General features: G+C 70.5%; 25 protein-coding genes, 1 pseudogene and 2 riboswitches. Of the genes and pseudogenes, 20 read left to right on the top strand and 6 right to left on the bottom strand.

Going from position 1 to position 24,731, the window contains the following annotated elements:
* The 3 genes and pseudogenes from EOT10_RS22420 to gcvT form a co-directional block, all read right to left on the bottom strand.
* Positions 1 to 148: pseudogene (locus EOT10_RS22420) on the bottom strand (serine hydroxymethyltransferase); the annotation flags it as partial.
* A 7-nt stretch (positions 149 to 155) separates the two neighbouring features.
* Positions 156 to 533 (bottom strand): glycine cleavage system protein GcvH, encoded by a 378-nt coding sequence (gene gcvH / locus EOT10_RS22415; RefSeq protein ID WP_127830063.1) that lies wholly within the window; start codon positions 531 to 533, stop codon positions 156 to 158.
* Positions 534 to 626: 93 nt separating this feature from the next.
* Positions 627 to 1,757, bottom strand: coding sequence for a glycine cleavage system aminomethyltransferase GcvT (gene gcvT, locus EOT10_RS22410; RefSeq protein ID WP_127830062.1), 1,131 nt, complete (start codon positions 1,755 to 1,757; stop codon positions 627 to 629).
* Between the two features lie 48 nt (positions 1,758 to 1,805).
* A riboswitch (glycine riboswitch) is annotated at positions 1,806 to 1,913 on the bottom strand.
* Positions 1,914 to 2,016: riboswitch (glycine riboswitch) on the bottom strand.
* A gap of 183 nt (positions 2,017 to 2,199) precedes the next feature.
* Here gcvT and EOT10_RS22405 point away from each other — a divergent pair.
* The 12 genes from EOT10_RS22405 to EOT10_RS22350 all read left to right on the top strand — a co-directional run bounded on the left by EOT10_RS22405 (position 2,200) and on the right by EOT10_RS22350 (position 15,116).
* A complete protein-coding gene (locus tag EOT10_RS22405; protein ID WP_431313311.1) occupies positions 2,200 to 2,844 on the top strand; it encodes an AAA family ATPase in 645 nt (214 codons plus the stop codon).
* A gap of 113 nt (positions 2,845 to 2,957) precedes the next feature.
* Complete coding sequence (locus EOT10_RS22400) at positions 2,958 to 3,725, top strand: enhanced serine sensitivity protein SseB (protein ID WP_127830060.1); 768 nt, start codon at positions 2,958 to 2,960, stop codon at positions 3,723 to 3,725.
* A 200-nt stretch (positions 3,726 to 3,925) separates the two neighbouring features.
* Positions 3,926 to 4,726, top strand: coding sequence for an enhanced serine sensitivity protein SseB C-terminal domain-containing protein (locus EOT10_RS22395; RefSeq protein ID WP_127830059.1), 801 nt, complete (start codon positions 3,926 to 3,928; stop codon positions 4,724 to 4,726).
* Positions 4,727 to 4,812: 86 nt separating this feature from the next.
* The gene (locus tag EOT10_RS22390; RefSeq protein ID WP_189491918.1) at positions 4,813 to 5,244 is read left to right on the top strand and encodes a condensation domain-containing protein; all 432 of its coding nucleotides are present in this window, start codon (positions 4,813 to 4,815) and stop codon (positions 5,242 to 5,244) included.
* Between the two features lie 369 nt (positions 5,245 to 5,613).
* Positions 5,614 to 6,612 (top strand): ABC transporter permease, encoded by a 999-nt coding sequence (locus tag EOT10_RS22385; RefSeq protein ID WP_127830057.1) that lies wholly within the window; start codon positions 5,614 to 5,616, stop codon positions 6,610 to 6,612.
* A gap of 65 nt (positions 6,613 to 6,677) precedes the next feature.
* Positions 6,678 to 8,432 carry an ABC transporter substrate-binding protein gene (locus EOT10_RS22380; protein ID WP_223281135.1) on the top strand — a complete coding sequence of 585 codons (1,755 nt, stop codon included), beginning with the start codon at positions 6,678 to 6,680 and terminating at the stop codon, positions 8,430 to 8,432.
* Between the two features lie 69 nt (positions 8,433 to 8,501).
* On the top strand, positions 8,502 to 9,509 hold the full coding sequence (locus tag EOT10_RS22375; RefSeq protein ID WP_127830055.1) for an ABC transporter permease: 1,008 nt from the start codon (positions 8,502 to 8,504) through the stop codon (positions 9,507 to 9,509).
* Positions 9,506 to 10,606, top strand: a complete 1,101-nt coding sequence (locus EOT10_RS22370) for an ABC transporter ATP-binding protein (protein ID WP_127830054.1) — start codon at positions 9,506 to 9,508, stop codon at positions 10,604 to 10,606. Before EOT10_RS22375 ends, EOT10_RS22370 begins: the two co-directional genes overlap by 4 nt.
* Positions 10,607 to 10,629: 23 nt before the next feature.
* Positions 10,630 to 11,955, top strand: coding sequence for an ABC transporter ATP-binding protein (locus EOT10_RS22365; protein WP_127830082.1), 1,326 nt, complete (start codon positions 10,630 to 10,632; stop codon positions 11,953 to 11,955).
* A gap of 94 nt (positions 11,956 to 12,049) precedes the next feature.
* Positions 12,050 to 13,444: a M1 family metallopeptidase gene (locus tag EOT10_RS22360; protein WP_127830053.1), complete on the top strand. Its 1,395-nt coding sequence runs from the start codon at positions 12,050 to 12,052 to the stop codon at positions 13,442 to 13,444.
* Positions 13,445 to 13,523: 79 nt separating this feature from the next.
* On the top strand, positions 13,524 to 14,195 hold the full coding sequence (locus tag EOT10_RS22355; protein ID WP_127830052.1) for a trimeric intracellular cation channel family protein: 672 nt from the start codon (positions 13,524 to 13,526) through the stop codon (positions 14,193 to 14,195).
* A gap of 60 nt (positions 14,196 to 14,255) precedes the next feature.
* Positions 14,256 to 15,116, top strand: coding sequence for a thioesterase family protein (locus EOT10_RS22350; RefSeq protein WP_127830051.1), 861 nt, complete (start codon positions 14,256 to 14,258; stop codon positions 15,114 to 15,116).
* A 115-nt stretch (positions 15,117 to 15,231) separates the two neighbouring features.
* On the opposite strand, the gene EOT10_RS22345 is transcribed toward EOT10_RS22350, so the two are convergent.
* Positions 15,232 to 15,849 carry a TetR family transcriptional regulator gene (locus EOT10_RS22345; RefSeq protein WP_127830050.1) on the bottom strand — a complete coding sequence of 206 codons (618 nt, stop codon included), beginning with the start codon at positions 15,847 to 15,849 and terminating at the stop codon, positions 15,232 to 15,234.
* Positions 15,850 to 15,977: 128 nt separating this feature from the next.
* Between EOT10_RS22345 and EOT10_RS41370 the strand changes: the two genes are divergently transcribed.
* From EOT10_RS41370 to EOT10_RS22335, 3 genes are all read left to right on the top strand, one after another.
* Complete coding sequence (locus EOT10_RS41370; RefSeq protein ID WP_189491915.1) at positions 15,978 to 16,139, top strand: hypothetical protein; 162 nt, start codon at positions 15,978 to 15,980, stop codon at positions 16,137 to 16,139.
* Positions 16,140 to 16,170: 31 nt separating this feature from the next.
* Complete coding sequence (locus tag EOT10_RS22340; RefSeq protein ID WP_127830049.1) at positions 16,171 to 16,461, top strand: DUF4190 domain-containing protein; 291 nt, start codon at positions 16,171 to 16,173, stop codon at positions 16,459 to 16,461.
* A gap of 92 nt (positions 16,462 to 16,553) precedes the next feature.
* The gene (locus EOT10_RS22335) at positions 16,554 to 17,723 is read left to right on the top strand and encodes a cysteine desulfurase family protein (RefSeq protein ID WP_127830048.1); all 1,170 of its coding nucleotides are present in this window, start codon (positions 16,554 to 16,556) and stop codon (positions 17,721 to 17,723) included.
* 20 nt (positions 17,724 to 17,743) lie between these two features.
* Here the strand turns inward: EOT10_RS22335 and EOT10_RS22330 are convergent, their stop codons facing one another.
* Positions 17,744 to 18,448 carry an N-acetylmuramoyl-L-alanine amidase gene (locus EOT10_RS22330; RefSeq protein ID WP_127830047.1) on the bottom strand — a complete coding sequence of 235 codons (705 nt, stop codon included), beginning with the start codon at positions 18,446 to 18,448 and terminating at the stop codon, positions 17,744 to 17,746.
* Between the two features lie 84 nt (positions 18,449 to 18,532).
* On the opposite strand from EOT10_RS22330, the gene mnmA reads away from it, so the two are divergent.
* On the top strand, positions 18,533 to 19,681 hold the full coding sequence (gene mnmA / locus EOT10_RS22325; RefSeq protein WP_127830046.1) for a tRNA 2-thiouridine(34) synthase MnmA: 1,149 nt from the start codon (positions 18,533 to 18,535) through the stop codon (positions 19,679 to 19,681).
* A gap of 29 nt (positions 19,682 to 19,710) precedes the next feature.
* On the opposite strand, the gene EOT10_RS22320 is transcribed toward mnmA, so the two are convergent.
* Positions 19,711 to 20,034 carry a DUF427 domain-containing protein gene (locus EOT10_RS22320; protein ID WP_127830045.1) on the bottom strand — a complete coding sequence of 108 codons (324 nt, stop codon included), beginning with the start codon at positions 20,032 to 20,034 and terminating at the stop codon, positions 19,711 to 19,713.
* Between the two features lie 53 nt (positions 20,035 to 20,087).
* Between EOT10_RS22320 and EOT10_RS22315 the strand changes: the two genes are divergently transcribed.
* The 4 genes from EOT10_RS22315 to ligA are packed head-to-tail and all read left to right on the top strand — an operon-like array spanning position 20,088 to position 24,624.
* Entirely contained in the window at positions 20,088 to 20,627 is a 540-nt protein-coding gene (locus EOT10_RS22315; RefSeq protein WP_127830044.1) for an LOG family protein, read from the top strand.
* Between the two features lie 7 nt (positions 20,628 to 20,634).
* Entirely contained in the window at positions 20,635 to 21,333 is a 699-nt protein-coding gene (locus EOT10_RS22310) for an SDR family oxidoreductase (RefSeq protein WP_127830043.1), read from the top strand.
* Positions 21,334 to 21,382: 49 nt separating this feature from the next.
* On the top strand, positions 21,383 to 22,387 hold the full coding sequence (locus EOT10_RS22305; RefSeq protein ID WP_127830042.1) for a methionine synthase: 1,005 nt from the start codon (positions 21,383 to 21,385) through the stop codon (positions 22,385 to 22,387).
* Between the two features lie 41 nt (positions 22,388 to 22,428).
* Entirely contained in the window at positions 22,429 to 24,624 is a 2,196-nt protein-coding gene (gene ligA / locus EOT10_RS22300) for an NAD-dependent DNA ligase LigA (RefSeq protein ID WP_127830041.1), read from the top strand.
* Positions 24,625 to 24,731: the final 107 nt, after the last annotated feature.

Below are 24,731 nucleotides of genomic sequence, written 5' to 3'. Positions count from 1 at the left end.
CGGAGCCCTGGGCCTCCATGACGGCGACCGGGGCGAAGTTCTCCGACGCGATCATCTCGAGGGTGGACTGCTGGCGGTGCAGCTCGGCGTCGAGCGCCGCCGCCACGTCCGGGTCGAGCTCGCGCAGGGATTCGTTCAGTACGGACATCAGAGGGTCAGCTCCCGGAGAACTCGGTGTACTCGGCGGCGGTCAGCAGGTCCTTCGGCTCCTCGGAGACGCGGACCTTGAACAGCCAACCCCCCTCGAACGGCGCCGAGTTGACCAGAGACGGGTCGTCCACGACGTCCTGGTTGGTCTCGGTGACCTCGCCGGTGACGGGGGAGTACAGATCGGAGACCGACTTCGTCGACTCCAGCTCGCCGCAGGTCTCGCCCGCGGTGATGGTGTCGCCGACCTCGGGGAGCTGGACGAACACGATGTCACCGAGCGCGTTCGCCGCGTGCTCCGTGATGCCGACCGTCGAGACGCCGTCCTCGGCGCCCGACAGCCACTCGTGCTCCTTGCTGTAGCGCAGCTGCTGGGGGTTGCTCATGATCTGAATTCTCCTGTACGCGGGTGGGTGCTGCGGAACGAGAGGGGTGTGCGCTGGGTTACTTCCGGCGCCCCCGGTGAGGACCGGGCGGGGCTACTTCTGGCGCTTGTAGAACGGCAGCGCCACGACCTCGTACGGCTCGTGGGTGCCGCGGATGTCCACGCCGACGCCCTTCGTGCCGGGGGCGGCGTGCGCGGCGTCCACGTAGGCCATGGCGATCGGCTTGCCGAGCGTGGGGGAGGGGGCGCCCGAGGTGACCTCGCCGATGACCTCGCCGCCGGCGACGACGGAGAACCCGGCGCGCGGCACGCGGCGGCCCTCGGCGACCAGGCCGACGAGCTTGCGCGGCGGGGCGGTCTCGGCGCGCTCGGCGGCGGCCTGCAGAGCCTCGCGCCCGACGAAGTCACCGGCCTTCTCGAACTTCACGACCCGGCCGAGACCGGCGTCGAAGGGGGTGAGCGCCGTCGTCAGCTCGTGCCCGTACAGCGGCATGCCCGCCTCCAGGCGGAGCGTGTCGCGGCAGGAGAGGCCGGCCGGGATCAGGCCGACCGGCGCGCCCGCGTCGGTCAGCGCCTGCCACAGCTTCTCGGCGTGCTCGGGGGCGACGAACAGCTCGAAGCCGTCCTCGCCGGTGTAGCCGGTGCGGGCGATGAGGGCGGGGACGCCGGCGACGGTGCCGGGCAGGCCCGCGTAGTACTTGAGGCCGTCCAGGTCGGCGTCCGTGAGCGACTTCAGGATGCCGGGGGACTCGGGGCCCTGGACGGCGATCAGCGCGTACGCGTCGCGGTCGTCGCGGACCTCGGCGTCGAAGCCGGCGGCGCGCTCGGTGATCGCGTCGAGGACGATCTGCGCGTTGCCCGCGTTGGCGACGACCATGTATTTAGGAAGATCGGCCTCGGTGTCACCGAGGCGGTAGACGATCAGGTCGTCGACGATCCCGCCGTCCTCCTGGCAGATCATGGTGTAGCGGGCGCGGCCGGGGCCGATCGTCGACATGTTGCCGACGAGGGCGTAGTCGAGGAGGTCGACGGCCTGCGGCCCGGTGACCGTGATCTCGCCCATGTGCGAGAGGTCGAAGAGGCCCGCCCTGGTGCGGACCGCGACGTGCTCGTCGCGCTCGCTGCCGTACCGCAGGGGCATGTCCCAGCCCGCGAAGTCGGTCATCGTGGCGCCGAGCGAGCGGTGCAGGGCGTCGAGGGCGGTCTTGCGGGGGGTGTTGCTCATGAGTGGTGCTCCAGGATCCCAGGGCATGACAGACGAGGTCGATGGTGGCCCTCCCCATCTGTCATCGGAACCTGAGAGGTTCGCCGGCGCCACACGGGCGGTCACGGCTTGCACCTTGGGTGGAGCGGCCGAGGGCCACCCGCTTTTCAGATATGCCTCGCCCGCGCGGTACGGGGCCTGAGAGATTCAAGGGAGGAACTTGCTCCTTCGGCGCTCCCGGGGACGCGTAGGCGTCCGGGAGCTCTCCCGCGCGGATTCAAGCGGCCGGTATGCAGTTGGTGGTGCCTCTCGGCGCGCACATCATTGCATGCCCGCCGTACGGGGAAACCACTTGTCCCGCATTACCTTCTCTTTACACTTGGCGGGACAGTGAACGGGCAGGCGTGGCGTGACCGGAGCGGGGAGGGCGATCACGGTGCACAAGGCAGTCGCGGGCGCGTACGTGGCGGCGGGGGCCGCGCGGCGCGCGGTGCCCGGCCAGCGGGCGGCGACGGGGCGCGGGCCCGTCGTCAGGGACCTGCGTGGCAGGGCGGGCCGCACCCCGCGCCGCCTCGGCTTCGCGCGGGGCGACCTGATCGTCGTCTCGGGCCTGCCCGGCAGCGGCAAGTCCACGCTGATGCGCCGCGTGGTCGGCGCGGGCGGAGCCGTGCGCGTCGACTCGCAGGACACCCGGGACCGCTGGGCGGCCCGCCTTCCGCGGCTGCTCCCGTACGCCGTCTACCGCCCGCTCGTGCGGCTCGCGCACTTCGCCGGGCTCCGGCGGGCCCTGCGCTCGGGCGGCAGCGTCGTCCTGCACGACTGCGGCACGCAGGCCTGGGTGCGGCGCTGGCTGGCCAGGGAGGCCGGGCGGCGGGGCGCCGAGCTGCACCTGATGCTGCTCGACGTCGACGCGGACACGGCGCTCGCGGGCCAGCGCGACCGGGGCCGCGGGGTCTCCCGGTACGCGTTCGCCCGGCACCGCCGCGCGGTCGCGGGCCTCGTGGAGTCCGCCGAGCGCGGCGCCCTGCCGTGGGGCTGCGCGTCCGCCGTCCTGCTCGACCGGGACGCGACGGACGTGCTGAACGGGATCGGGTTCGAGGGGAGCTGATCCGCGCGGCGTGCCGTGCGCGCGTGTGCGCAGGGACGCGCAGGGTGCCGGGGTGCCCGTACGCGCTAGGGTTCGGCCGCAGACAGAGCGGTTCCCGAGCGGGTGGTAGGCACATGGACATTCCGGCGCAGGCTCACGCACATCCCTACGGCGGGTGGCCGGCCAACGAGCTGGAGGAGGTGCTCGCCGCCTCCGTCGGGGTCGACTCGGCGGGCGGCCGGATCGTCGAGGTCCTCGGGCGCAGCCCCCTGTGGATACCGCTGCCCCAGGGCGGCGGACCCGGCAGCCCGAACCTCGACCTGCCGACGCTCGAGATCGACGGCCAGGCGTATGTGCCCGTCTTCAGCTCGGAAGCGCAGTTCCTCGCGGTCGTCGGCGACCGGATGGGCTGCACCGTGGCTCCCGCCGTCGAGTTCGCGCGCGGGCTGCCCCCGCAGGTCGGCATCGTGGTGAACCCGGACGGCGCGGTCGGCATCCCGCTGCCGCCGCTCGCCGTCGCCGAACTGTGCCGGTCGGGCCGCACCCCGCTGGACGGGCCCACCTCGGGCGGCCGGGTCACGCTCTACGAGCCCGACTGGCAGGAAGACCCGATGGACTTCCTGACCGCCGTGCGGGAGGAGTTCGAGGCGACCGGCATCGTGCGCTCCGCCCGCCGCTGCCTCGCCAGCGTCGAGGGCGACGACCCCGTCCTGTTCGTCGGCGTCGAGCTCTCGCAGTGGGAGGGGCCCGCGCGCAACCTCCCCATGGACGCCCTCGGCCGCGCCCTCGGCCGGTGCCCGGCGCCCTGGCCGGTGAACCTCGTCCTGCTCGACATCACCGAGGACCCGGTCGGGGACTGGATGCGCGCCACACTGCGGCCGTTCTACACGCAGGGCCACTGACGGCCCGGGTCCGACGGGCCGGGGTCTGACGGCCGGGGTCTGACGGTCCCGGCGGGCTTCCCGACAAGGAAAGGCCGACCGCGCGTACGTCAAGTCGGTGTCAGGATCGCCGCTTAAGCTGGTTTCATGACCTGTCTGGGCGGTTCCGCCGCGGGGAGCGGGTCGACATCGTCGGATACGTCACGAAGGGGCGGTTACGGGTGAGTGCGTCGGGCACGGCTGCGGCCGGGACGGTCGAGCACATGCTGCGCCAGGTGACGCCCGGGCGTTTCGACGCCTACGAGGCGCTCCTCCAGGCGCTCGCCGACCCGGGCACCGGCCAGGTGTGGATGCTGCTCTGGCACGGCCAGGCCGGCTCCCCCGACGCCCAGTACGGGAACATGGAGGTCGACGGCTTCTCGTACGCCCCCTGCGTCACCTCCGCCCAGGAGCTGTCCGCGTCCGGCTGGAGCCGGGCCTACGAGGTCGTCGGCGGCGTCGACGCGGCCCGCACCCTCTACCCCGACCACTACGGCCTCTGGCTCAACCCGCACGCGCCCGGCGGCGGCGTCGGCGTCCCGTGGCTCGACCTGCGCCGGATCGCGGGCGGCCTCGACCGCCAGCCGGCCGGACCGCTGCGCCTGAGCGACCCCGCCATCGAGATCCCGCAGTTCTACGCCCTGCTCGCGCAGAACGCGCACCGCACCACGGCGATCCGCTCGCTGCGCCGCGCCTGGGTCCAGCCCACGCTCGGCGCGCCCTACCTGGCGATCGGCCTCGACGTGTACGACACGTCGCCGGTGTCCGTGGACGCCGTGCGCGCCATGATGCAGCAGTCGGTCGTCGCCGTGCCCGACGGGCTGCCCGTCTCCACCGTCGCGATGTCGGACGAGCACGACCCCGTCGCCATGTGGCTGCGCGCCAACGCCCGCCCGTTCTACGACCGTGAGTCCCACGCGGCCCCCGCCGCCCCCTCCCCGGCCGCGGGCTACGGATACCCCCCGCCGCACGGGACGTACTGAGACGCCGGGACGTCCGGAACCGACCGGTCGTCAAGTGGCCTGACGCAGCGGCGGGTTGAACGAACCCGGCGCGGTGGGGGCTGCCGGTGAAGAGCCTGCTGCCGGCCGCCAACTGCGTGGCGGTGGGCGCCGTGTGGGAGACCGAGACACCCGTCGTCGGCCTGCTCCTCAATGGCCGGCCGGAGCGCACCGGCGCCGACGTCACCCTCGGGCTCTTCCTCAGCCAGCAGCCGATGCGCCTCGACCTGCGCGGCGCCAACTGGCGCACCGCGGCCCGCCGCGCCCTCGACGCGGAGAACGCCCTCCTGCCGCACCGCCGCTTCCCGCACTCGGAACTGCGCAGGCTGCTCGGCCGCAACCCCTTCGAAGTGACCTTCAACTACGTCCACTTCCACCCGCGCGACGAACTCCTCGCCGTCGGTCCGGCTCGTCCAGCGGCTGCTCGCCGCGCTGCACGCCCTGGTCACCGCCGAGGAGGCCGCCGCGCGCCTGCCCTGGTCGTGACCCGCCCTGGTTGACGGGCAGTTGGCGCATCACACCGGGTATGGGCGCAACCCCGGTCACGGTGGTGCATTCCGGACCCGGCGGCGCGTGACACGGCGCGCGCCGTCAGGGGAGCGAATTGTCCGCTCAGCCGGATTACGCGTCCGCATACTGCACGACTCCCGCCTCATCACGGTTGCGCAACCTTTCCCGGTGAGGTCTGGCGGCTGGTCACAGACGCATTGAAGACTCCCTGCAGACACGGGGTTTCGACTCTGTGTACGAGCTGAACGGTCGACTTCGAGGCCATGCCCCCGGACCGTCCAGCGTGTGAAACAGGATCAAGCCGCTACCCGCGGCGGGCATGGGCCGGCCACCGTCGGCCGAGAGGGGTCAACCACACCGTGACCGCACCGATCGACACCACCGGGGCCCAGGCCGAAGTGCAGCCCGAGGCTGTACTCGCCGGCGCCAAGGGGCAGCAGATCGAGGGGCGTTCCCTCGGGCGTATCGCCTGGAACCGTTTCAAGAGGGACAAGGTCGCCGTCGCAGGCGGCGTCATCGTCATCCTCCTGATCCTGGTGGCCGCACTGGCGCGCCCGATCCAGTCCCTCCTCGGCCTCGACCCGAACGCCTTCCACCAGGACCTCATCGACGCCAGCACCTCACTGCCCAAGGGCGGCATGGGCGGCATGAGCGCCGACCATCCCCTGGGCGTCGAGCCGAAGTTCGGCCGCGACATCCTGGCCCGCATCCTCGAGGGCTCCTGGGTCTCCCTGGTGGTGGCCTTCGGCGCGACCGTCCTGTCGAACGTCATCGGCGCGATCCTCGGCGTGGTCGCCGGGTATTACGGCGGCCGGGTCGACGCGGTCATCAGCCGCCTCATGGACACGTTCCTCGCCTTCCCGCTGCTGCTCTTCGCCATCTCCATCTCGGCGACACTGCAGGGCGGCGCGTTCGGGCTCGACGGGCTCCCGCTGCACATCTGCGTGCTGATCTTCGTGATCGGATTCTTCAACTGGCCCTATCTGGGCCGGATCGTGCGCGGCCAGACCCTTGCCCTGCGCGAGCGGGAGTTCGTGGACGCGTCCCGCGGCATGGGCGCCCGCGGCCCGTACATCCTGTTCCGGGAGCTGCTGCCCAACCTGGTCGGGCCGATCATCGTCTACTCGACGCTGCTCATCCCGACCAACATCATCTTCGAGGCTTCGCTGAGCTTCCTGGGAGTCGGCATCCAGCCGCCTCAGGCGTCCTGGGGCGGCATGCTCAACCAGGCCGTCGACTACTTCCAGGTCGACCCCCAGTACATGATCGTCCCGGGCCTCGCCATCTTCGTCACCGTGCTCGCGTTCAACCTGCTCGGTGACGGTCTCCGCGACGCTCTCGACCCGCGCAGTCGCTGAGTCAGGCCGCACGGAGAGCCAGAGAGCTCCACAAGTTTCCGACAATGGAGGGGATCCCGAGCATCATGCGACGGTCATCAATTGCCGCTGTTGCGGCCATCGGCAGTGTGAGCCTGCTGCTCGCCGGCTGCAGCAAGGCGGACGACGGCACCGGCGACGGCAAAGCGAAGGCGGCCGGGGCGGACGCCGCGACGAAGCACATGGTCAACGCGTCGACGAAGAAGGGCGGCACGGTCACCTACGCGATGTCGGACGTCCCCGACTCGTTCGACCCGGGCAACACGTACTACGCGTACATGTACAACTTCAGCCGGCTCTACGCGCGCCCGCTGATGACGTTCAAGCCGGACGCGGGCGAGAAGGGCAACACGCTCGTCCCCGACCTGGCCTCCGCGCCGGGCAAGGCGTCCGACGGCGGCAAGACCTGGACGTACACGATCCGCAAGGGTCTGGAGTTCCAGGACGGTACGCCGATCACGTCGAAGGACGTCAAGTACGCCGTCGAGCGCTCCAACTTCGCGCGTGACGTGCTGCAGCTCGGCCCGAACTACTTCCAGCAGTTCATGCAGGGCGGCGACAAGTACAAGGGTCCCTACAAGGACAAGAAGGGCAAGGGTCTCGACTCGATCGAGACCCCGGACGACAACACGATCGTCTTCCACCTGAACCAGGCGTTCCAGGAGTTCGACTACCTGGTCGCCACGCCGCAGACCGCGCCGGTGCCGCAGGCCAAGGACGACGGCATCGACTACGTCAAGCACATCGTGTCCTCGGGCTCGTACCAGTTCCAGAGCTACCAGGAGGGCAAGCAGGCCGTCCTGGTCCGCAACAAGAACTGGAACCCGAAGACGGACCCGCTGCGCAAGCAGTACCCGGACAAGATCGTCGTCAACCTGAAGGTCAACCAGTCGACGATCGACAAGGACCTCCAGGCCGGCGACACCCTGATCGACCTGCAGGGCAAGGGCGTCGAGACCCAGACCCAGGCGCAGCTCGTCAACGACAAGTCCAAGCTGGCCAGCACGGACAACACCTACGGTGGCCGACTCGTCTACATGGCGATCAACACCACGCAGAAGCCGTTCGACAAGGTCGAGTGCCGCAAGGCCGTCGAGTACGCGGTCGACAAGGTCTCCGTGCAGACCGCCGAGGGCGGCGCCATCCGCGGTGACATCGCCTCCACCGTCCTGCCGCCGGACATCACCGGCTACAAGAAGGCCGACACGTACGCGACGCCCGGCAACAAGGGCGACGTGGCCAAGGCCAAGGACCAGCTGAAGGCCTGCGGCAAGAAGTCGATCACGACGACGATCACCGCGCGCAGCGACCGTCAGGAAGAGGTCGACGCGGCCACGGCGATCATCGAGTCGCTGAAGAAGGTCGGCATCAACGCCAGCCTGAAGCAGTTCCCGTCGGGCAAGTACTTCACCGACTACGCGGGCGTCCCGGCGTTCGACAAGAAGAACAACGTCGGCCTGATGATGATGCAGTGGGGCGCCGACTGGCCGTCCGGCTACGGCTTCCTGCAGCAGATCCTCAACAGCAAGGCGATCGGCACCTCGGGCAACACGAACCTCTCGTACCTGAGCAACAAGCCGATCGACAAGCTCCTCGCCCAGTCGATCGCGGCCGGTGACGAGAACCAGCGCAACGACCTGTACGGCCAGATCGACCAGGCCGCCATGGACCAGGCCGCGCTCGTCCCGCTGACGTACTTCAAGATCCTGCTGTACCGCTCGCCCTACGCGACGAACCTGGTGTCGACGGCCGCCTTCAGCGGTCAGTACGACTACCTCAACATCGGCACCACGAAGAAGTAGCCCCGGAAGGCAGGTGAAGGCATTGGTGCCCGCGGGCTTCACGGCCCGCGGGCACCGGCGCCGGTCCCCGTGATCTCGTACATCCTCCGCCGGCTTGTCGCGGCAGTGATCCTGCTGCTGGTCGTGACCGCGGTCACCTTCGGCATCTTCTTCCTGCTGCCGAGGCTCGCCGGGCAGACCGCCGACCAGTTGGCACAGCAGTACATCGGCAAGAGCCCCACCCCGGCCGACGTCGCGATGGTCAAGCACAACCTCGGGCTCGACCAGCCCGTGTACCTCCAGTACTGGCACTTCATCAAGGGCATCGTCACCGGGGCCGAGTACAACCTCGGGCCCACCACGGCGCACTGCGACGCGCCGTGCTTCGGCTACTCGTTCAAGAACCATGTCGCGGTGTGGCCCGAGCTGACCGACCGGATTCCCATCACGCTGTCGCTGGCCGTGGGTGCGGCCGTGATCTGGCTCGTGGCCGGTGTGACCGTCGGTGTCGTCTCGGCCCTCAAGCCCGGCTCGTTCTTCGACCGTTCCTTCATGGGTGTCGCCCTGGCCGGTGTCTCGCTGCCCATCTTCTTCACGGGACAGCTCGCGCTGCTGCTCTTCACCTATCAGTGGCCGATCTTCGGCCGCACCTATGTGCCGCTCACCACGAACCCGGCGCAATGGGCCAACACCCTGTTTCCCGCCTGGTGTTCGCTCGCCCTGCTCTACTCCGCCATCTACGCGCGGCTCACCCGCTCGGGGATGCTGGAGACGATGAACGAGGACTTCATCCGCACGGCCCGCGCCAAGGGCCTGCCGGAGCGCACCGTCGTCGCCCGGCACGGGCTGCGCGCCGCGCTCACCCCGATCATCACCGTGTTCGGCATGGACCTCGGTCTGCTGCTCGGCGGCGCCCTGATCACCGAGCGGGTCTTCTCGCTGCACGGCATCGGTGAGTACGCCGTGCAGGCCATCAACGACAACGACCTGCCGCCGGTGCTCGGCGTGACGCTGCTCGCCGCGTTCTTCGTCGTGCTCTGCAATCTCCTGGTGGACCTTCTCTACGCCGCCGCCGACCCGCGGGTGAGGCTCTCGTGACCGAACTGTCCAAAACCGGTGCCGCCGTGGGCGAACCGGTCGCCGAGGGGCCCTCGAAGCCCCCGACCGCGTTCCTCGAAGTGCGGGACCTCAAGGTGCACTTCCCGACCGACGACGGCCTGGTCAAGTCCGTCGACGGGCTCAGCTTCAAGCTGGAGCGGGGCAAGACCCTGTCGATCGTGGGCGAGTCGGGCTCCGGCAAGTCCGTGACCTCGCTGGCGATCATGGGCCTGCACCGGCTCGGCGCGCGCGGCAAGAACGTGAAGATGTCCGGCGAGATCTGGCTCGACGGCAAGGAGCTGATCGGCGCCGCCCCGGACGACGTGCGCAGGCTCCGCGGCCGCGACATGGCGATGATCTTCCAGGACCCGCTGTCCGCGATGCACCCGTACTACACGGTCGGCAACCAGATCGTGGAGGCGTACCGCGTCCACAACAACGTGTCCAAGAAGGTCGCGCGCACGCGGGCCGTCGAACTGCTCGACCGCGTCGGGATCCCCGAGCCGGCCAAGCGCGTCGACAGCTACCCGCACGAGTTCTCGGGCGGTATGCGCCAGCGCGCGATGATCGCGATGTCCCTCGCGAACAATCCGCAGCTGCTCATCGCCGACGAGCCGACCACCGCCCTCGACGTCACCGTCCAGGCGCAGATCCTCGACCTGATCAGGGATCTGCAGAAGGAGTTCGAGTCCGCGGTCGTCCTCATCACCCACGACCTGGGTGTCGTGGCCGAGATCGCCGACCAGGTCCTCGTCATGTACGGCGGACGCTGCGTCGAGCGCGGCCCGGTCGAGCAGATCTTCGCCGAGCCGCAGCACCCGTACACCTGGGGCCTGCTCGGCTCGATGCCGCGCATCGACCGTGAGCAGACCGAGCGGCTCGTCCCCGTCAAGGGCCAGCCGCCGTCCCTGATCAACGTCCCCTCGGGCTGCGCCTTCCACCCGCGCTGCCCGTACGCGGACCTGCCCAAGGGCGGCATCACCCGCACCCAGCGGCCCGAGCTGCAGGAGGTCGGCGGCGACCACTTCTCCGCCTGCCACCTCAGCCCGGAGGACCGTACGCGGATCTGGACCGAAGAGATTGCGCCGAAGCTGTGAGTGAGCCCGTGAGCGAGACGCCCGTGAGCGTGACGAAGAAGGCGGAGCCGCAGGCCGCCGCCGTGCCCGCGCAGGCGACGTCCCCCGAGAACGGCGAGGTGCTGCTCAGGGTCGAGGGCCTGGTCAAGCACTTCCCGATCAAGAAGGGGATCCTGCAGCGGCAGGTCGCCGCGGTGAAGGCCGTCGACGGCATCGACTTCGAGGTCCGCAAGGGCGAGACCCTGGGCGTCGTCGGCGAGTCCGGCTGCGGCAAGTCGACCATGGGCCGGGTCATCACGAAGCTGATCGAACCCACCGGCGGGAAGATCGAGTTCGAGGGCCAGGACATCACCAAGCTCGGCACGCGGGGCATGCGCCCCCTGCGCCGGGACATCCAGATGATCTTCCAGGACCCGTACGGCTCCCTGAACCCCCGGCACACCATCGGCTCGATCGTCTCGGCGCCGTTCCGGCTCCAGGGCGTGGAGCCCGAGGGCGGGGTGAAGAAGGAGGTCCAGCGCCTCCTGGAGCTCGTGGGCCTCAGCCCCGAGCACTTCAACCGCTACCCGCACGAGTTCTCCGGCGGCCAGCGCCAGCGCATCGGCATCGCCCGCGCGCTCGCCCTCAAGCCGAAGCTCGTCGTGGCGGACGAGCCGGTCTCCGCGCTCGACGTGTCCATCCAGGCGCAGGTCGTCAACCTCATGGACGACCTGCAGTCCGAGCTGGGCCTGACGTACGTGATCATCGCGCACGACCTCTCCGTCGTACGCCATGTCTCGGACCGCATCGCGGTGATGTACCTCGGCAAGATCGTCGAACTCGCCGACCGCACCTCGCTGTACGAGGCGCCGATGCACCCGTACACCAAGGCCCTGATGTCGGCGGTGCCCGTCCCCGACCCCACGCGCCGGGGCGCCAAGAGCGAGCGGATCCTGCTCAAGGGCGACGTGCCCTCGCCGATCTCGCCGCCCAGCGGCTGCCGTTTCCACACGCGGTGCTGGAAGGCGACGGAGATCTGCAAGACGTCCGAGCCGCCGCTCCTCCAGTTGGCCCCGGGACGCCAGGTGGCCTGCCACCACCCGGAGAACGCCGAGGACCAGGCCCCGGACGACACCACGCTGCTCGCGGTCGCCAAGGAGGCGATCGAGGTGGTGACGCTGGCGCGGACGGACACGGAGCCGGAACCGGCGACTGAGTCGGAGCCGGATTCGGAGCCGGAGACCTCGGATGTGGCTGACGTGACGGACGCGGCTGACGAGACGGACGCGGCTGACTCGGGTGACGCGGCTGACTCTGGTGACGAGAGCGAAGTACAGCCGTCCGCCGATGCGGACGAGCCGGATGACGTACAGGAGTCAACCGACAAGTAGCGTGATTTGACCGAGAGGGTCATGTACACGCCCGGACGGGAGAGTGCAGAGTCTGCGTGTCCGTTACACCGGAACACGCGCGAAGGGACGACTCATGGCACTCTCCCGTTCGGCACGTCTGGCGGCGGTCGCAACCGCGGCCGCCTCGTTCTGCCTCATCGCCGCAGCCCCCGCCCCCACCCCCGGCTCCGACGGCATCGGCGACCCGTACTTCCCGCAGCTCGGCAACGGCGGCTTCGACGTACGCCACTACGGCCTCGACGTCGCGTACAACCCGGACACCGACCGGCTCGACGGTGTCACCACCGTCACCGCCCGCGCCACCCAGAACCTCTCCTCCTTCGACCTCGACCTCCAGAAGCTGGACGTCACCTCGGTCGAAGTGAACGGCAAAGACGCGCAGTTCACCCGCACCGGCGACGAGATACGCGTCACCCCGCGCGGCGCGCTGCACAAGGACAGCACGTTCACCGCGACCGTCACCTACGGCGGTGTGCCCGAGGCGCTCAACGGCCCCATCGTCTTCGGCTCCGACTACGGCTGGATGAAGACGGCCGACGGCGTCTTCGTCGCCTGCGAACCCAACGCCGCCTCCACCTGGTTCCCCTCCAGCGACCACCCCGCCGACAAGGCGACCTACGACATCACGATCAAGGCGCCCAAGGGCCTGACGGGCGTCTCGAACGGCCGGCTCGTCGAAACGCACGACGTCAAGGGCGGCCAGACGGTCACCCATTGGCGCGAGAGCAGGCCCATGGCGACCTATCTGGCGACCGCGAGCATCGGCAAGTTCGACGTGAAGACCGGCACGACCCCCGGCGGCACCCCCATCTACGTAGCCATCGACCCGGTTCTGAAGAACAGCAACAACGTGGACGTGTACGCCGTCACGGCGGAGGCCACCGACTACTGGTCCCAAGTCTTCGGCCCGTACCCCTTCGAGGAGACCGGCGCGGTCGTCGACGACATGCCGGAGGCCGGTTTCTCCCTGGAGACCCAGTCCAAGCCGAGCTACTCCGCCGTCCGCTCGGAGTCGACGATCGTGCACGAGCTGGCGCACCAGTGGTTCGGCGACTCCGTCTCGGTGAGGCAGTGGAAGGACATCTGGCTCAACGAGGGCTTCGCCAGCTACGCCCAGTGGCTGTGGGAGGAGCACAAGGGCCGCGGCACCGCGCACGATCTCGCCCGCGCGTACTACGGCAATCGGCCCGCCAGTGACCCGTTCTGGCAGATCACCGTCGACGACCCGCAGCGCGACACGATGTTCGCCTCCGCCGTCTACCGGCGCGGCGCCCTGACGCTCCAGGTGCTCAGGGAACGCATCGGCGACGACGCCTTCTTCACGCTCCTGAAGACCTGGACGCAGCAGCACCGTTACGGCAACGCGAGCACGGCCGACTTCACCCGGCTCGCCGAGAAGATCTCCGGACAGAACCTCGACGGTCTCTTCCGGACCTGGCTCTCCACGAAGGGCAAGCCCGCCTGGTGATGAAGGGCGAGCCTGCCTGGTGACGACGGGCGAGCCTGCCTGGTGACGACGGGCACCCGACCGTAGGTAACAATGTCGGGTGCTTCAGGAACTTTTCACCCCCTCCGTCCAGCATTGGCTGGACCTCGTCGGGATCTTCGTGTTCGCGATCTCCGGCGCGCTCCTCGCGGTCCGCAAGAACTTCGACGTCTTCGGCATCGCCGTACTCGCCGAGGTCACCGCGCTGGGCGGAGGGCTGTTCCGTGACCTGATCATCGGAGCCGTGCCGCCGTCCGCGTTCACCGACCTCGGGTACTTCGTGACCCCGCTGGTCGCCGCCGCCCTCGTGTTCTTCCTGCACCCCGAGGTGGAGCGCACCCAGGTCGCGGTGAACATCTTCGACGCGGCGGGTCTCGGCCTGTTCTGCGTCACCGGCACCGTCAAGGCGTACGACTACGGGCTCGGGCTCACGGCCTCCGCGGCGCTCGGCCTCGCGACCGCCGTGGGTGGCGGTGTGCTGCGCGACATCATCGCCAACGAGGTCCCGTCCCTGGTCCGCTGGGACCGCGACCTGTACGCGGTGCCGGCCATGGTGGGCTCGACGATCATCGTCGTGGCCATCCACTTCGACGCGCTGTCCGCGTTCACCAGCGGCGCCGCGGTGGTCACGGCGTTCGTGCTGCGGCTGCTCGCGATGCGTTTCCACTGGCGCGCGCCGCGGGCCTGGCACCGCAGGTCGTCGGCGACAGAGCTGCCGGAGGAGACGCCGTGAGTCCGGTGAGCTTCTCGGCAAAAGCTACCGCTTAGTAGTGACGTGTTGTACCGTACCTGCATGGCACAGGTATCGGTATCGTCCGCCGCGCAGGCGGTCATCGGTGACAGCGAGTTCGACCGCGACACCACGGTCACCCGGCGCGAGCCCGGCGTGTACGACATCGACCTCTCGGCCGGCTGGACGATCATCAACGCCGTCAACGGCGGCTATCTCCTCGCCGTGCTCGGCCGCGCCCTCGGTGACGCCCTGCCGCACAGCGACCCGTTCACCATCTCCGCGCACTATCTGACGGCGTCCCACCCCGGCCCGGCCGTGATCAGGACCGACGTCGTGCGCACCGGCCGCACCCTCTCCACCGGCCAGGCCTCCCTCTTCCAGTACGACGACGAGGGCGCCGAGGTCGAGCGGATCCGGGTCCTCGCCTCCTACGGCGACCTCGACGCACTCCCGGACGACGTCCGCACCAGCGCGAAGCCCCCGCACTTCCCGCCCGTCGAGCAGTGCTTCGGCGCCCAGGACGGGCCCTCGCCGGTCCAGGGCAGCTCCGCCATCACCGAGCGGCTCGACCTCAAGCTCGACCCGACGACGCTCGGCTGGGCGCTCGGCTCGCCCTCCGGCAAGGGCGAGATGCGGGCCTGGTTCGGCCTCGCGGACGGGCGTGACGCCGACCCGCTCTCGCTGCTCCTCGCCGTGGACGCGCTGCCTCCGACCGCGTTCGAGATGGGCCTGAAGGGGTGGGTCCCGACCGTCGAGCTGACGGTCCATGTGCGCTGCCGCCCCGCGCCCGGCCCCCTGCGCGTCTCCATCACCACCCGCAACCTCGCGGGCGGATTCCTGGAGGAGGACGCCGAGGTCTGGGACAGCGCCGACCGCCTCGTGGCCCAGTCCCGCCAGCTCGCCCGGGCGAAGCTCAGCTGACGCGTTCTTCTGACCCGTTCCTCTGATCCGTTCTTCGCCGGCCGCGCTCGCCGCTGCGTACCCTCCGCCCGGAGGAACTCGCTGAGCGCGCCGGTCAGTTCGGCCGGGGCGCCGCTCAGTCCAGCCAGTGCTTTCTGCCGAGTTGGACGAGCCGCAGTTGGCGAGTGGCCAGGTCGACCGCCGCGTCCATGTCCTCCTGTGCTGTCTCCAGGAACACGCACGCGGTCGTCAGCATGAGCTGGACGTGATGCCACGCCAGCATCCGCAGGTCGTCCCGGCTCCAGCCCGCCGACTCGGGGTCCGCCGCCAGCGCCTCGGCCACCTCCTCCGTGAACCGCGCCAACTGCCCGCCGATGGCCTCCCGTACCCGCTGCACGCCGCCGTGCCGCTCGCGCGCGACGAAGCGCACGTGGGAGGGGTGCGTGCGGACGTGACGGGCGATCAACTCCACGGTCCGGCCGAGGCGTTCCTCGTTGCTCCCGGTCGTGTTCAGCAACGTCGTGATCATCGCGTGCAGGCTGCCGAGCGCCTCCTCGACGAGCGCGACCCCGAGGTCCGCCGTCGAGTCGAAGTGCCGGTAGAACGCGGTCGGCGTGACCCCGACGGCCCGGGTGACCTCGCGCAGTCCGAGGCTCGACAGGCTCTGGTTCTCCAGCAGCTCCAACGCCGCGTCGAGCAGGGCCTGTCGGGTCTTCTGCTTCTGGGCCTGCCGGACGCCGAGGGTGTGACTCATGCCATGCAGTTAACACTTGTTCTCTGTAATCCGGAAGCCGGTACGAGCGTTAGACTCAAGAGTCAGTGAACGGTTGTAATCCCAACGGTCGCCGACCGGACCGGTCACCCCGACCATGAGAGGCACTCATGCTGTTCCTCGTAGCCGCCCTGCTTCTGCTGGGCGTCGCGCTGGGCTCCGTCGCCCACGCGCCGCTTCCCGTCACCTTTGTCGCCGCCGCCGTCATCGGCGTCTGGCTCGTCGTCTTCGCCGTGCGCGAGCGGTCCGCCCGCCGGCGCCACCAGCACTGATCCGTCCCGCTTCACCAGAGGGGGTACCACCATGCAACTCACCGCTGACACCGAAACCGTTCGTGATCCGCTGCCGCGCACCGCTGCGCGCGACGCCGACGGAATGGCCGTCGCCTCGTTCGTTCTCGGGCTGCTCGGACTGCTCGTCCTCAACCTCTTCCTCGGGCCCGTCGCCATCGTGCTCGCCGGACTCGCCCTGTGGCGCGGCACCGCCCGTCGCGGCCGTGCGCTGCTCGGACTCGGCCTCGGCATGGCCGACCTCGCGGTCCTCGCCGCGTTCGTCGCCGCCGACCACACGGTCTCCTGGAGCCTCGCGGGCTGACTCCCGTAACGGCCTGATGTAGCGCCCTGCGTGGGACGGGACCCCACGCGGCGCGGAGCACCGCGGCCGGGGCTCGTAGAATCGTGCCCACCATGGCCTACCTCGACCACGCCGCGACCACTCCGATGCTCCCGGAGGCCGTCGAGGTGATGACCGCCCAGCTCGCCGTCACCGGCAACGCGTCCTCGCTGCACGCAGCGGGCCGGCGCGCCCGACGCACCGTCGAGGAGTCCCGGGAGACCCTCGCCGAATCCCTCGGCGCCCGCCCCAGTGAGGTCGTCCTCACCTCCGGTGGCACCGAGGCCGACAACCTCGCGGTGAAGGGCCTGTACTGGTCCCGCCGGGACGCGGACCCCGCCCGGACCCGCGTCCTCGCCAGCCCCGTCGAGCACCACGCCGTCCTCGACGCCGTGCACTGGCTCGGAGAGCACGAGGGCGCCACCGTCGAGTATCTGCCCGTCGACACGTACGGGCGCGTGCACCCGGACGCCCTGCGCGAGGCGATCTCCCGCAACCCCGACGACGTGGCCCTCGCCACCGTCATGTGGGCCAACAACGAGATCGGCACGATCCAGCCCGTCCGTGAACTCGCCGACGTGGCCGCCGAGTTCGGCGTCCCGCTGCACGCCGACGCCGTCCAGGCCTACGGTCAGCTCCCCGTCGACTTCGCCGCGTCCGGCCTCGCCGCGATGACCGTGTCCGGCCACAAGATCGGCGGCCCCTACGGCATCGGAGCGCTGCTCCTCGGCCGGGAGTACACCCCCGTGCCCGTACTGCACGGCGGCGGGCAGGAGCGGCACGTGCGCTCCGGGACGCTCGACGTGCCGGCCGTCGCCGCCTTCGCCGTCGCCGGACGGCTCGCCGCCGAACATCAGGAGTGGTTCGCCCGCGAGATCGGCGGCCTGCGCGACGACCTGGTCGAGGCCGTGCGCGCGGCCGTCCCCGAGGCGATCCTCGGCGGCGACCCGGCCCCCGGCGGCCGGCTGCCGGCCAACGCCCACTTCACCTTCCCCGGCTGCGAGGGCGACTCGCTGCTCCTGCTCCTGGACGCGCAGGGCATCGAGTGCTCGACCGGCTCCGCGTGCACGGCGGGCGTGGCCCAGCCCAGCCACGTCCTGCTGGCCACCGGCACCGACCCGGACCTCGCCCGCGGCACCCTGCGCTTCTCCCTCGGCCACACGTCGACCCCGGCGGACGTCGAGGCCGTGGCGCGCGCGATCGCACCGGCGGTGGAACGGGCCCGGACGGCCGGACTGACGTAGGGCTCGCCCCCTCCTGGGGGCTACGCCTTCGCCGCGCGTCTCTCCGTGTACGCACGCCGCACCAGCTTCATGTACCGGTCCCAGTCCCAGTGCGGGCCCGGGTCGGTGTGATCCGTGCCCGGCACCTCGACGTGGCCGATGATGTGCTTGCGGTCGACGGGTATCCCGTAGCGCCGGCATATCCCGGCGGTGAGCCGCGCGGAGGACGCGTACATGGCGTCCGTGAAGTCGGCCGGGCGGTCCACGAACCCCTCGTGCTCGATCCCCACACTCCGCTCGTTGAATTCCCTGTTCCCCGCGTGGAACGCCACGTCCAGCTCGCGGATCATCTGCGCTATGTGCCCGTCCTTGCGCACCACATAGTGCGCGGCCGCACCGTGCCACGGGTCCTTGAAGACCTTCAGCGTGCCCTGGTAGCTGCCCTGCGTGACATGGATGATCACGCGGTCGATCGCGTAGTCGGCGGGGCGGTCCGCCCGCCGCCAGTTCGCCGCCGCCGCGGCCACCCACTCCGCGCCCCTGAAGTCGACCTCGCCGGCCTTGCGCGGCTTGTCGACGCCGGGCACCTGCCACCACATGTGCGCCAGGTCGCCGCGCGCGAGCAGCCCCACGCCCACGGCCGCCGCCGCGCCCCCGACGAGGAGTGTCCGCCGGCTGACGCCCCGGCCCGCGTCGCCCTTCCCGCGCCCCCCGGACTTCCCCCCGGGTTTTCCCTTCGCTCCCACGACCCGCCCCCGTTCACGTCGTACGAGATCCACAACGGATACTCGCGGGATTCGGTTCCCGCGGCCCCGTACCCTGTTAGGGCTATGACTTCGCAGACCCCGCAGAGCGCTCCCGCCCCCGCCCGCCCCCTGAGGGTCCTGGCCGCCATGTCGGGCGGCGTGGACTCCGCCGTCGCCGCCGCCCGCGCCGCGGAAGCGGGCCACGACGTGACGGGCGTCCACCTCGCCCTCTCCGCGAACCCGCAGTCCTTCCGCACCGGCGCCCGCGGCTGCTGCACGATCGAGGACTCCCGCGACGCCCGGCGGGCCGCCGACGTCATCGGCATCCCCTTCTACGTGTGGGACCTCGCCGAGCGCTTCCGCGAGGACGTCGTCGACGACTTCGTCGCCGAGTACGAGGCCGGCCGCACCCCGAACCCGTGCCTGCGCTGCAACGAGAAGATCAAGTTCGCCGCGCTCCTCGACAAGGCGCTCGCCCTCGGCTTCGACGCGGTCGCCACGGGCCACTACGCGAAGGTGATCGAGCACCCGGACGGCACGCGCGAGCTGCACCGCGCCTCCGACATGGCCAAGGACCAGTCGTACGTCCTCGGAGTGCTCGACGACCGGCAGCTCGCGCACGCGCTGTTCCCCCTCGGCGACACGGTCACCACGAAGGACGAGATCCGCGCGGAGGCCGAGCGCCGCGGCCTCGCCGTCGCCAAGAAGCCCGACTCGCACGACATCTGCTTCATCGCGGACGGCGACACCCAGGGCTTCCTGGCCGACCGCCTGGGCAGGGCCGAGGGCGACATCGTCGACGAGTCCGGCGACAAGGTCGGCACGCACGAGGGCGCGTACGGCTTCACGATCGGCCAGCGCAAGGGCCTGCGCATCGGCACACCGGCCTCCGACGGCAAGCCGCGCTACGTCCTGGACATCTCGCCCGTGAACAACACGGTGACCGTCGGCCCCGTCGGCTCCCTCGACGTCACCGCCCTCACGGCGATCAAGCCCCGCTGGTGCGGCACGGCCCCCTCGGGACCGGGCACGTACACGGCGCAGCTGCGGGCCCACGGCGGCGAGACGACGGTGACGGCGGAGCTGGTCGACGGCACGCTCGAGGTCTCCTTCGAGGAGCCCGTGCGCGGCGTCGCGCCCGGTCAGGCGATCGTGCTCTACGACGGCACGCGCGTGGTCGGCTCGGCGACGATCGCGACGACCACGCGCGCGAAGACGGCGGCCGCTCAGTAGTCGGCCGTCGGTCGGTCGTCAGCCGGTCGTCAGTCGGTCTCCACCTCGTAGAAGCACAGGTGGTCCTTGATCTCGGCCACCTCCGGCTTGGGATCGGGGTACGCCCACACCAGGTCGGGGGCGTCCGGCAGGGACCAGTAGGAGGCCGTTCCCTTGAAGGGGCAGTACGTGTGCGTGCCGGACGGCGTCAGCAGGTCCGTGCGGACGTCCGCCGCGGGGATGTAGTAACGCACCGGGCAGCCCGTCTCGCGCAGCAGCAGCGGGCGGGAGCTCTGCGCGAGCACCTGTCCGTCGTGGACGACGCGTACGGCACCGGTGCCCTGTTCGATCGTGATCGTGTGTCCATCAGCCATACCTGGGACAGCGCGCGCGGGGGCGCGGTTCTTCCCCCCGTACGGTAGGACGCATGAATATCTGCGTCTTCCTCTCCGCCGCCGACCTCGACGAGCGCTACACCCGGCCCGCCCGTGAGTTCGCCGAACTGCTCGGCAAGGGCGGGCACACGCTCGTGTGGGGCGGTTCGGAGAGCGGCCTGATGAAGGTCGTCGCCGACGGCGTGCAGGAGACCGGGGGGCGTCTCGTGGGCGTCTCCGTGGACTTCCTCGCGGCCAAGGCGCGGGCTGACGCCGACGAGATGGTGATCGCCCAGGATCTCGCCGAGCGCAAGCGGCTCCTCCTGGAGAAGGCCGACGCCGTCGTGATCATGGTGGGCGGTACCGGCACGCTCGACGAGGCCACCGAGATCCTGGAGCTGAAGAAGCACGGCAAGACCACCAAGCCGGTCGTCCTGCTGAACTCGGCGGGCTTCTACGACGGCCTCAAGGAGCAGTTCCGCCGCATGGAGGACGAGGGCTTCCTGCCGCTGCCTCTGACCGAGCTCGTGTTCTTCGCGGAGGAACCTGTCGGCGCGCTGGCGTACCTCGAAGAATCTCTCGGGGCCCGGTGATGCGAGCATGGCCCGTATGGCAACACATGTGATCACCGGGGCCGGATCAGGCATCGGCGCGGCCGTCGCGCGCCGTCTGCACGCACGCGGGGACGAACTCGTCCTCCACGCGCGCGACGCGGCCCGCGCGAAGCAGCTCGCGGCCCAGTTCCCGGGCTCGGGCACCCTCGTCGGCGACCTCGCCGACCCGGACAAGCTGTCATGGGCGTTCTCGCACCAGTCCCTGCCCGACCGGGTGGACTCACTGCTGCACATCGCGGGCGTCGTCGACCTCGGCCCGGTCGGCGACCTCACCCCCAAGTCGTGGCGCCACCAGCTGAACGTCAACCTGATCTCGCCCGCCGAGCTGACCCGGCACTTCCTGCCCCAGCTCCGGCTCTCCAAGGGCCACGTGATCTTCGTCAACTCGGGCGCAGGCCTCAGCGCGCACGCCGACTGGTCCGCGTACGCCGCCTCCAAGCACGGACTGAAGGCGCTCGCCGACTCCCTGCGCCAGGAGGAGCACGGCAACGGCGTGCGGGTCACGTCGGTCTACCCAGGCCGCACCGCCAGCGCCATGCAGGTCAAGGTGCACCAGCAGGAGGGCAAGCCGTACGACGCCGCCCGCTGGATCGACCCCGAGTCCGTCGCCACGACGATCGTCATGGCCCTCGACCTGCCGCGCGACGCCGAGATCAACGACCTGACGGTGCGTCCGGGCCGCTGAGCCCCCGGCACCCCGGGCCGGCCCGCGAGCCTTTACGTAGGCTTCGCGGGTGAGCGAAAACAGCAAGTTCAGGCCGGGGCCCGCCACCGGCGTCGGATCCATGCCCGGTGGCGACGCCCGCGAGGCGGCCAAGACGGTCGCCGGCAGCATCGAGGAGTTCCCGTACCTGGCGGAGCTGCCCGCGCGCGGACCCGGCGCCGACATGATCGGCCGGACCACCGGACTGCTCGTCGAGCTGTACGCGCGCGTGGAGCCCAGCGGCTGGCGGCTCGGCGACCGGCCCGGCCGGGACACCCGGCGGGCCAGGTCCTGGATGGGCGAGGACCTGGACGCCCTGGAGGAGTTCACACAGGGCTACGAGGGCCCGTTGAAGGTGCAGGCGGTCGGGCCCTGGACGCTCGCCGCCGCCCTGGAACTGCGTAACGGCGAGGTCGCCCTCTCCGACGAGGGCGCCTGCCGCGACCTCGCCGGCTCGCTCGCCGAGGGACTGCGCCTCCACCTCGACGACGTGCACCGCCGCGTCCCCGGCGCCGAGATCGTGCTCCAGCTCGACGAGCCGTCCCTCATGGCCGTGCTGCGCGGACAGGTCAGGAGCGCGAGCGGCTACCGCACCCACCGCGCCGTCGACCGGCAGCTCGTCGAGAGCACGCTCCGCGACGTACTGGCGGTCCACGACGGACCCGTCGTCGTGCACTCCTGCGCCCCCGACGTCCCGTTCGCCCTGCTGCGCCGTGCGGGCGCCGACGCCGTCTCCTTCGACTTCTCGCTCCTCACCGAACGTGACGACGACGCGATCGGCGAGGCCGTCGAGGCCGGCACGCGGCTCTTCGCCGGTGTCGTCCCCGGCACCGACACCCCATTGTCAGACCCTGCCGGTAGCGTCATGGGAGTCAGGACGCTGTGGCGCAGGCTGGGGCTGAATCCCGGCTCCCTCGCGGAGTCGGTCACGCTCACTCCGTCGTGCGGACTCGCGGGGGCCTCTCCCGCGTACGCGCGCGCCGCGCTCGCCCACTGCGTCCGGGCGGCGCGCTCACTCGCGGACAACCCGGAGTGACGGGCAGGGGACCGCACAGGGACGAACGGGAGGACGAGACGGTGGCCGGCGAACAGCAGCACGCACAGCCCGCACAGGTGCCCGCGACGGCACGGGAGCAGCACGCGCAGCTCGCCGAGCAGATCGAGGAGCACCGCTTCAGGTACTACGTGAGCGACCAGCCGGTCGTCAGCGACGGCGAGTTCGACACGCTCCTGCGCTCCCTGGAGGCGCTGGAGGAGCAGTACCCCGAGCTGCGCACACCCGACTCGCCGACCCAGAAGGTCGCGGGCGCCTATGAGACCGAATTCACCTCGGTCGAGCACCGCGAGCGCATGCTCTCCCTCGACAACGCCTTCGACGACGCCGAGTTGGCCGCCTGGGCCGACCGCGTCGCCAAGGACGTCGGCACGTCCGACTACCACTTCCTGTGCGAGCTCAAGGTCGACGGACTCGCGGTCAACCTCACGTACGAGGACGGCAGGCTCACGGGCGCCGCGACGCGCGGCGACGGCCGCACCGGCGAGGACATCACGCCGAACGTGCGCACGATCGCCGAGATCCCGCACCGCCTCAAGGGCGACCGCATCCCCGCACTCGTGGAGATCCGCGGCGAGGTCTTCTTCCCCATGGAAGCCTTCGAGGAGCTGAACGCACGCCTGGTCGAGGCCGGCGACAAGCCCTTCGCCAACCCGCGCAACGCGGCGGCGGGTTCGCTCCGCCAGAAGGACCCCCGCGTCACCGCGACCCGCCCGCTCCACATGGTCGTGCACGGCATCGGCGCCCGCGAAGGCTTCGACATCGACCGCCTCTCCCAGGCCTACGAGTTGCTCAGCGAATGGGGCCTGCCGACCGCGCGGCACAACAGGGTGGTCGACGACCTCGACGGCGTACGGGAGTTCATCGCGTACTACGGGGAGAACCGGCACTCCGTGGAGCACGAGATCGACGGCACCGTCGTCAAGCTCGACGAGATCCCGCTGCAGGGCCGCCTCGGCTCCACGTCGCGCGCGCCGCGCTGGGCCATCGCCTGGAAGTACCCGCCGGAAGAGGTCAACACCAAGCTGGTCAACATCCGGGTGGGCGTCGGCCGCACCGGCCGCGTCACGCCGTACGCGCAGGTCGAGCCGGTCACCGTGGCCGGCTCCGAAGTCGAGTTCGCGACCCTGCACAACCAGGAAGTCGTCAAGAAGAAGGGCGTCCTCATCGGGGACACCGTCGTCCTGCGCAAGGCCGGCGACGTCATCCCGGAGATCCTCGGCCCCGTCGCGGACCTGCGCGACGGCACCGAGCGGGAGTTCGTGATGCCCGCCGAGTGCCCCGAATGCGGCACACCCCTGCGGGCCATGAAGGAGGGCGACATCGACCTCCGCTGCCCGAACGCCCGCTCCTGCCCTGCCCAGTTGCGCGAGCGCCTCTTCTACCTCGCGGGCCGCAAGTCCCTCGACATCGAGAACTTCGGCTACGTCGCGGCCGCCGCCCTCACCAAGCCCCTGGAGCCGAGCGAGCCGGTGCTCGCCGACGAGGGCGACCTGTTCGACCTGACCATCGAGCAGCTCCTGCCCATCAGGGCGTACGTCCTCGACCAGGACAGCGGCCTGCCCAAGCGGGACCCCAAGACCGGCGAGGAGAAGATCGCCACGGTCTTCGCCAACCAGCAGGGCGAGCCCCGTAAGAACGCGCTGTCGATGCTGGAGAACATCGCGGCGGCCAAGGACCGGCCGCTCGCCCGGGTCATCACCGGACTGTCCATCCGGCACGTGGGCCCCGTCGCCGCCGAGGCGCTGGCCCGCGAGTTCCGCTCAGTCGACCGCATCGAGCAGGCCACCGAGGAGGAGCTCGCCGCCACCGACGGCGTCGGGCCGATCATCGCCGCCTCGCTCAAGCAGTGGTTCGCGGAGGACTGGCACCGGGAGATCCTGCGCAAGTGGCGGGCCGCCGGGGTCCGCATGGAGGAAGAGGGCGCGGGTGAGGAGCAGGGGCCGCGCCCGCTCGAAGGCCTCACGGTCGTCGTCACCGGCACCCTCGAGCACCACACCCGTGACGGCGCGAAGGAGGCCCTGCAGAGCAGAGGCGCCAAGGTGACGGGTTCGGTCTCGAAGAAGACCTCTTTCGTCGTAGTAGGTGACAATCCGGGATCGAAATACGACAAGGCGATGCAGCTGAAAGTCCCCGTTCTGAACGAGGACGGGTTCGCTGTCCTGCTCGAACAGGGGCCGGAAGCCGCCGCGGACGCCGCTCTTCCGACCGAGGAGTAGCGGTTGAAGGCCACCCGTTCGGCGCATACCAGATGCATACGGGTGGCTGGGGCGCATTCGGGCAACCGTCGCCGACCGCTGCCCCTGGAAGCCTTGTGCGGCCTACT

This window comes from Streptomyces antnestii, from assembly GCF_004005495.1.
GTDB lineage: Bacteria > Actinomycetota > Actinomycetes > Streptomycetales > Streptomycetaceae > Streptomyces > Streptomyces antnestii.
The sequence above is the reverse complement of the archived record's forward strand: the minus strand, read 5'-3'. Positions and strand labels throughout refer to the sequence as shown.

What these genes read in the sequence shown, in the direction of transcription:
- gcvH (WP_127830063.1), bottom strand. Translation starts at nt 533, where the DNA reads ATGAGCAACCCCCAGCAGCTGCGCTACAGCAAGGAGCACGAGTGGCTG.
- gcvT (WP_127830062.1), bottom strand. Translation starts at nt 1,757, where the DNA reads ATGAGCAACACCCCCCGCAAGACCGCCCTCGACGCCCTGCACCGCTCG.
- EOT10_RS22400 (WP_127830060.1), top strand. Translation starts at nt 2,958, where the DNA reads ATGGACATTCCGGCGCAGGCTCACGCACATCCCTACGGCGGGTGGCCG.
- EOT10_RS22380 (WP_223281135.1), top strand. Translation starts at nt 6,678, where the DNA reads ATGCGACGGTCATCAATTGCCGCTGTTGCGGCCATCGGCAGTGTGAGC.
- EOT10_RS22360 (WP_127830053.1), top strand. Translation starts at nt 12,050, where the DNA reads ATGGCACTCTCCCGTTCGGCACGTCTGGCGGCGGTCGCAACCGCGGCC.
- EOT10_RS22350 (WP_127830051.1), top strand. Translation starts at nt 14,256, where the DNA reads ATGGCACAGGTATCGGTATCGTCCGCCGCGCAGGCGGTCATCGGTGAC.
- EOT10_RS22345 (WP_127830050.1), bottom strand. Translation starts at nt 15,849, where the DNA reads ATGAGTCACACCCTCGGCGTCCGGCAGGCCCAGAAGCAGAAGACCCGA.
- EOT10_RS41370 (WP_189491915.1), top strand. Translation starts at nt 15,978, where the DNA reads ATGCTGTTCCTCGTAGCCGCCCTGCTTCTGCTGGGCGTCGCGCTGGGC.
- EOT10_RS22340 (WP_127830049.1), top strand. Translation starts at nt 16,171, where the DNA reads ATGCAACTCACCGCTGACACCGAAACCGTTCGTGATCCGCTGCCGCGC.
- EOT10_RS22335 (WP_127830048.1), top strand. Translation starts at nt 16,554, where the DNA reads ATGGCCTACCTCGACCACGCCGCGACCACTCCGATGCTCCCGGAGGCC.
- mnmA (WP_127830046.1), top strand. Translation starts at nt 18,533, where the DNA reads ATGACTTCGCAGACCCCGCAGAGCGCTCCCGCCCCCGCCCGCCCCCTG.
- EOT10_RS22320 (WP_127830045.1), bottom strand. Translation starts at nt 20,034, where the DNA reads ATGGCTGATGGACACACGATCACGATCGAACAGGGCACCGGTGCCGTA.
- EOT10_RS22315 (WP_127830044.1), top strand. Translation starts at nt 20,088, where the DNA reads ATGAATATCTGCGTCTTCCTCTCCGCCGCCGACCTCGACGAGCGCTAC.
- EOT10_RS22310 (WP_127830043.1), top strand. Translation starts at nt 20,635, where the DNA reads ATGGCCCGTATGGCAACACATGTGATCACCGGGGCCGGATCAGGCATC.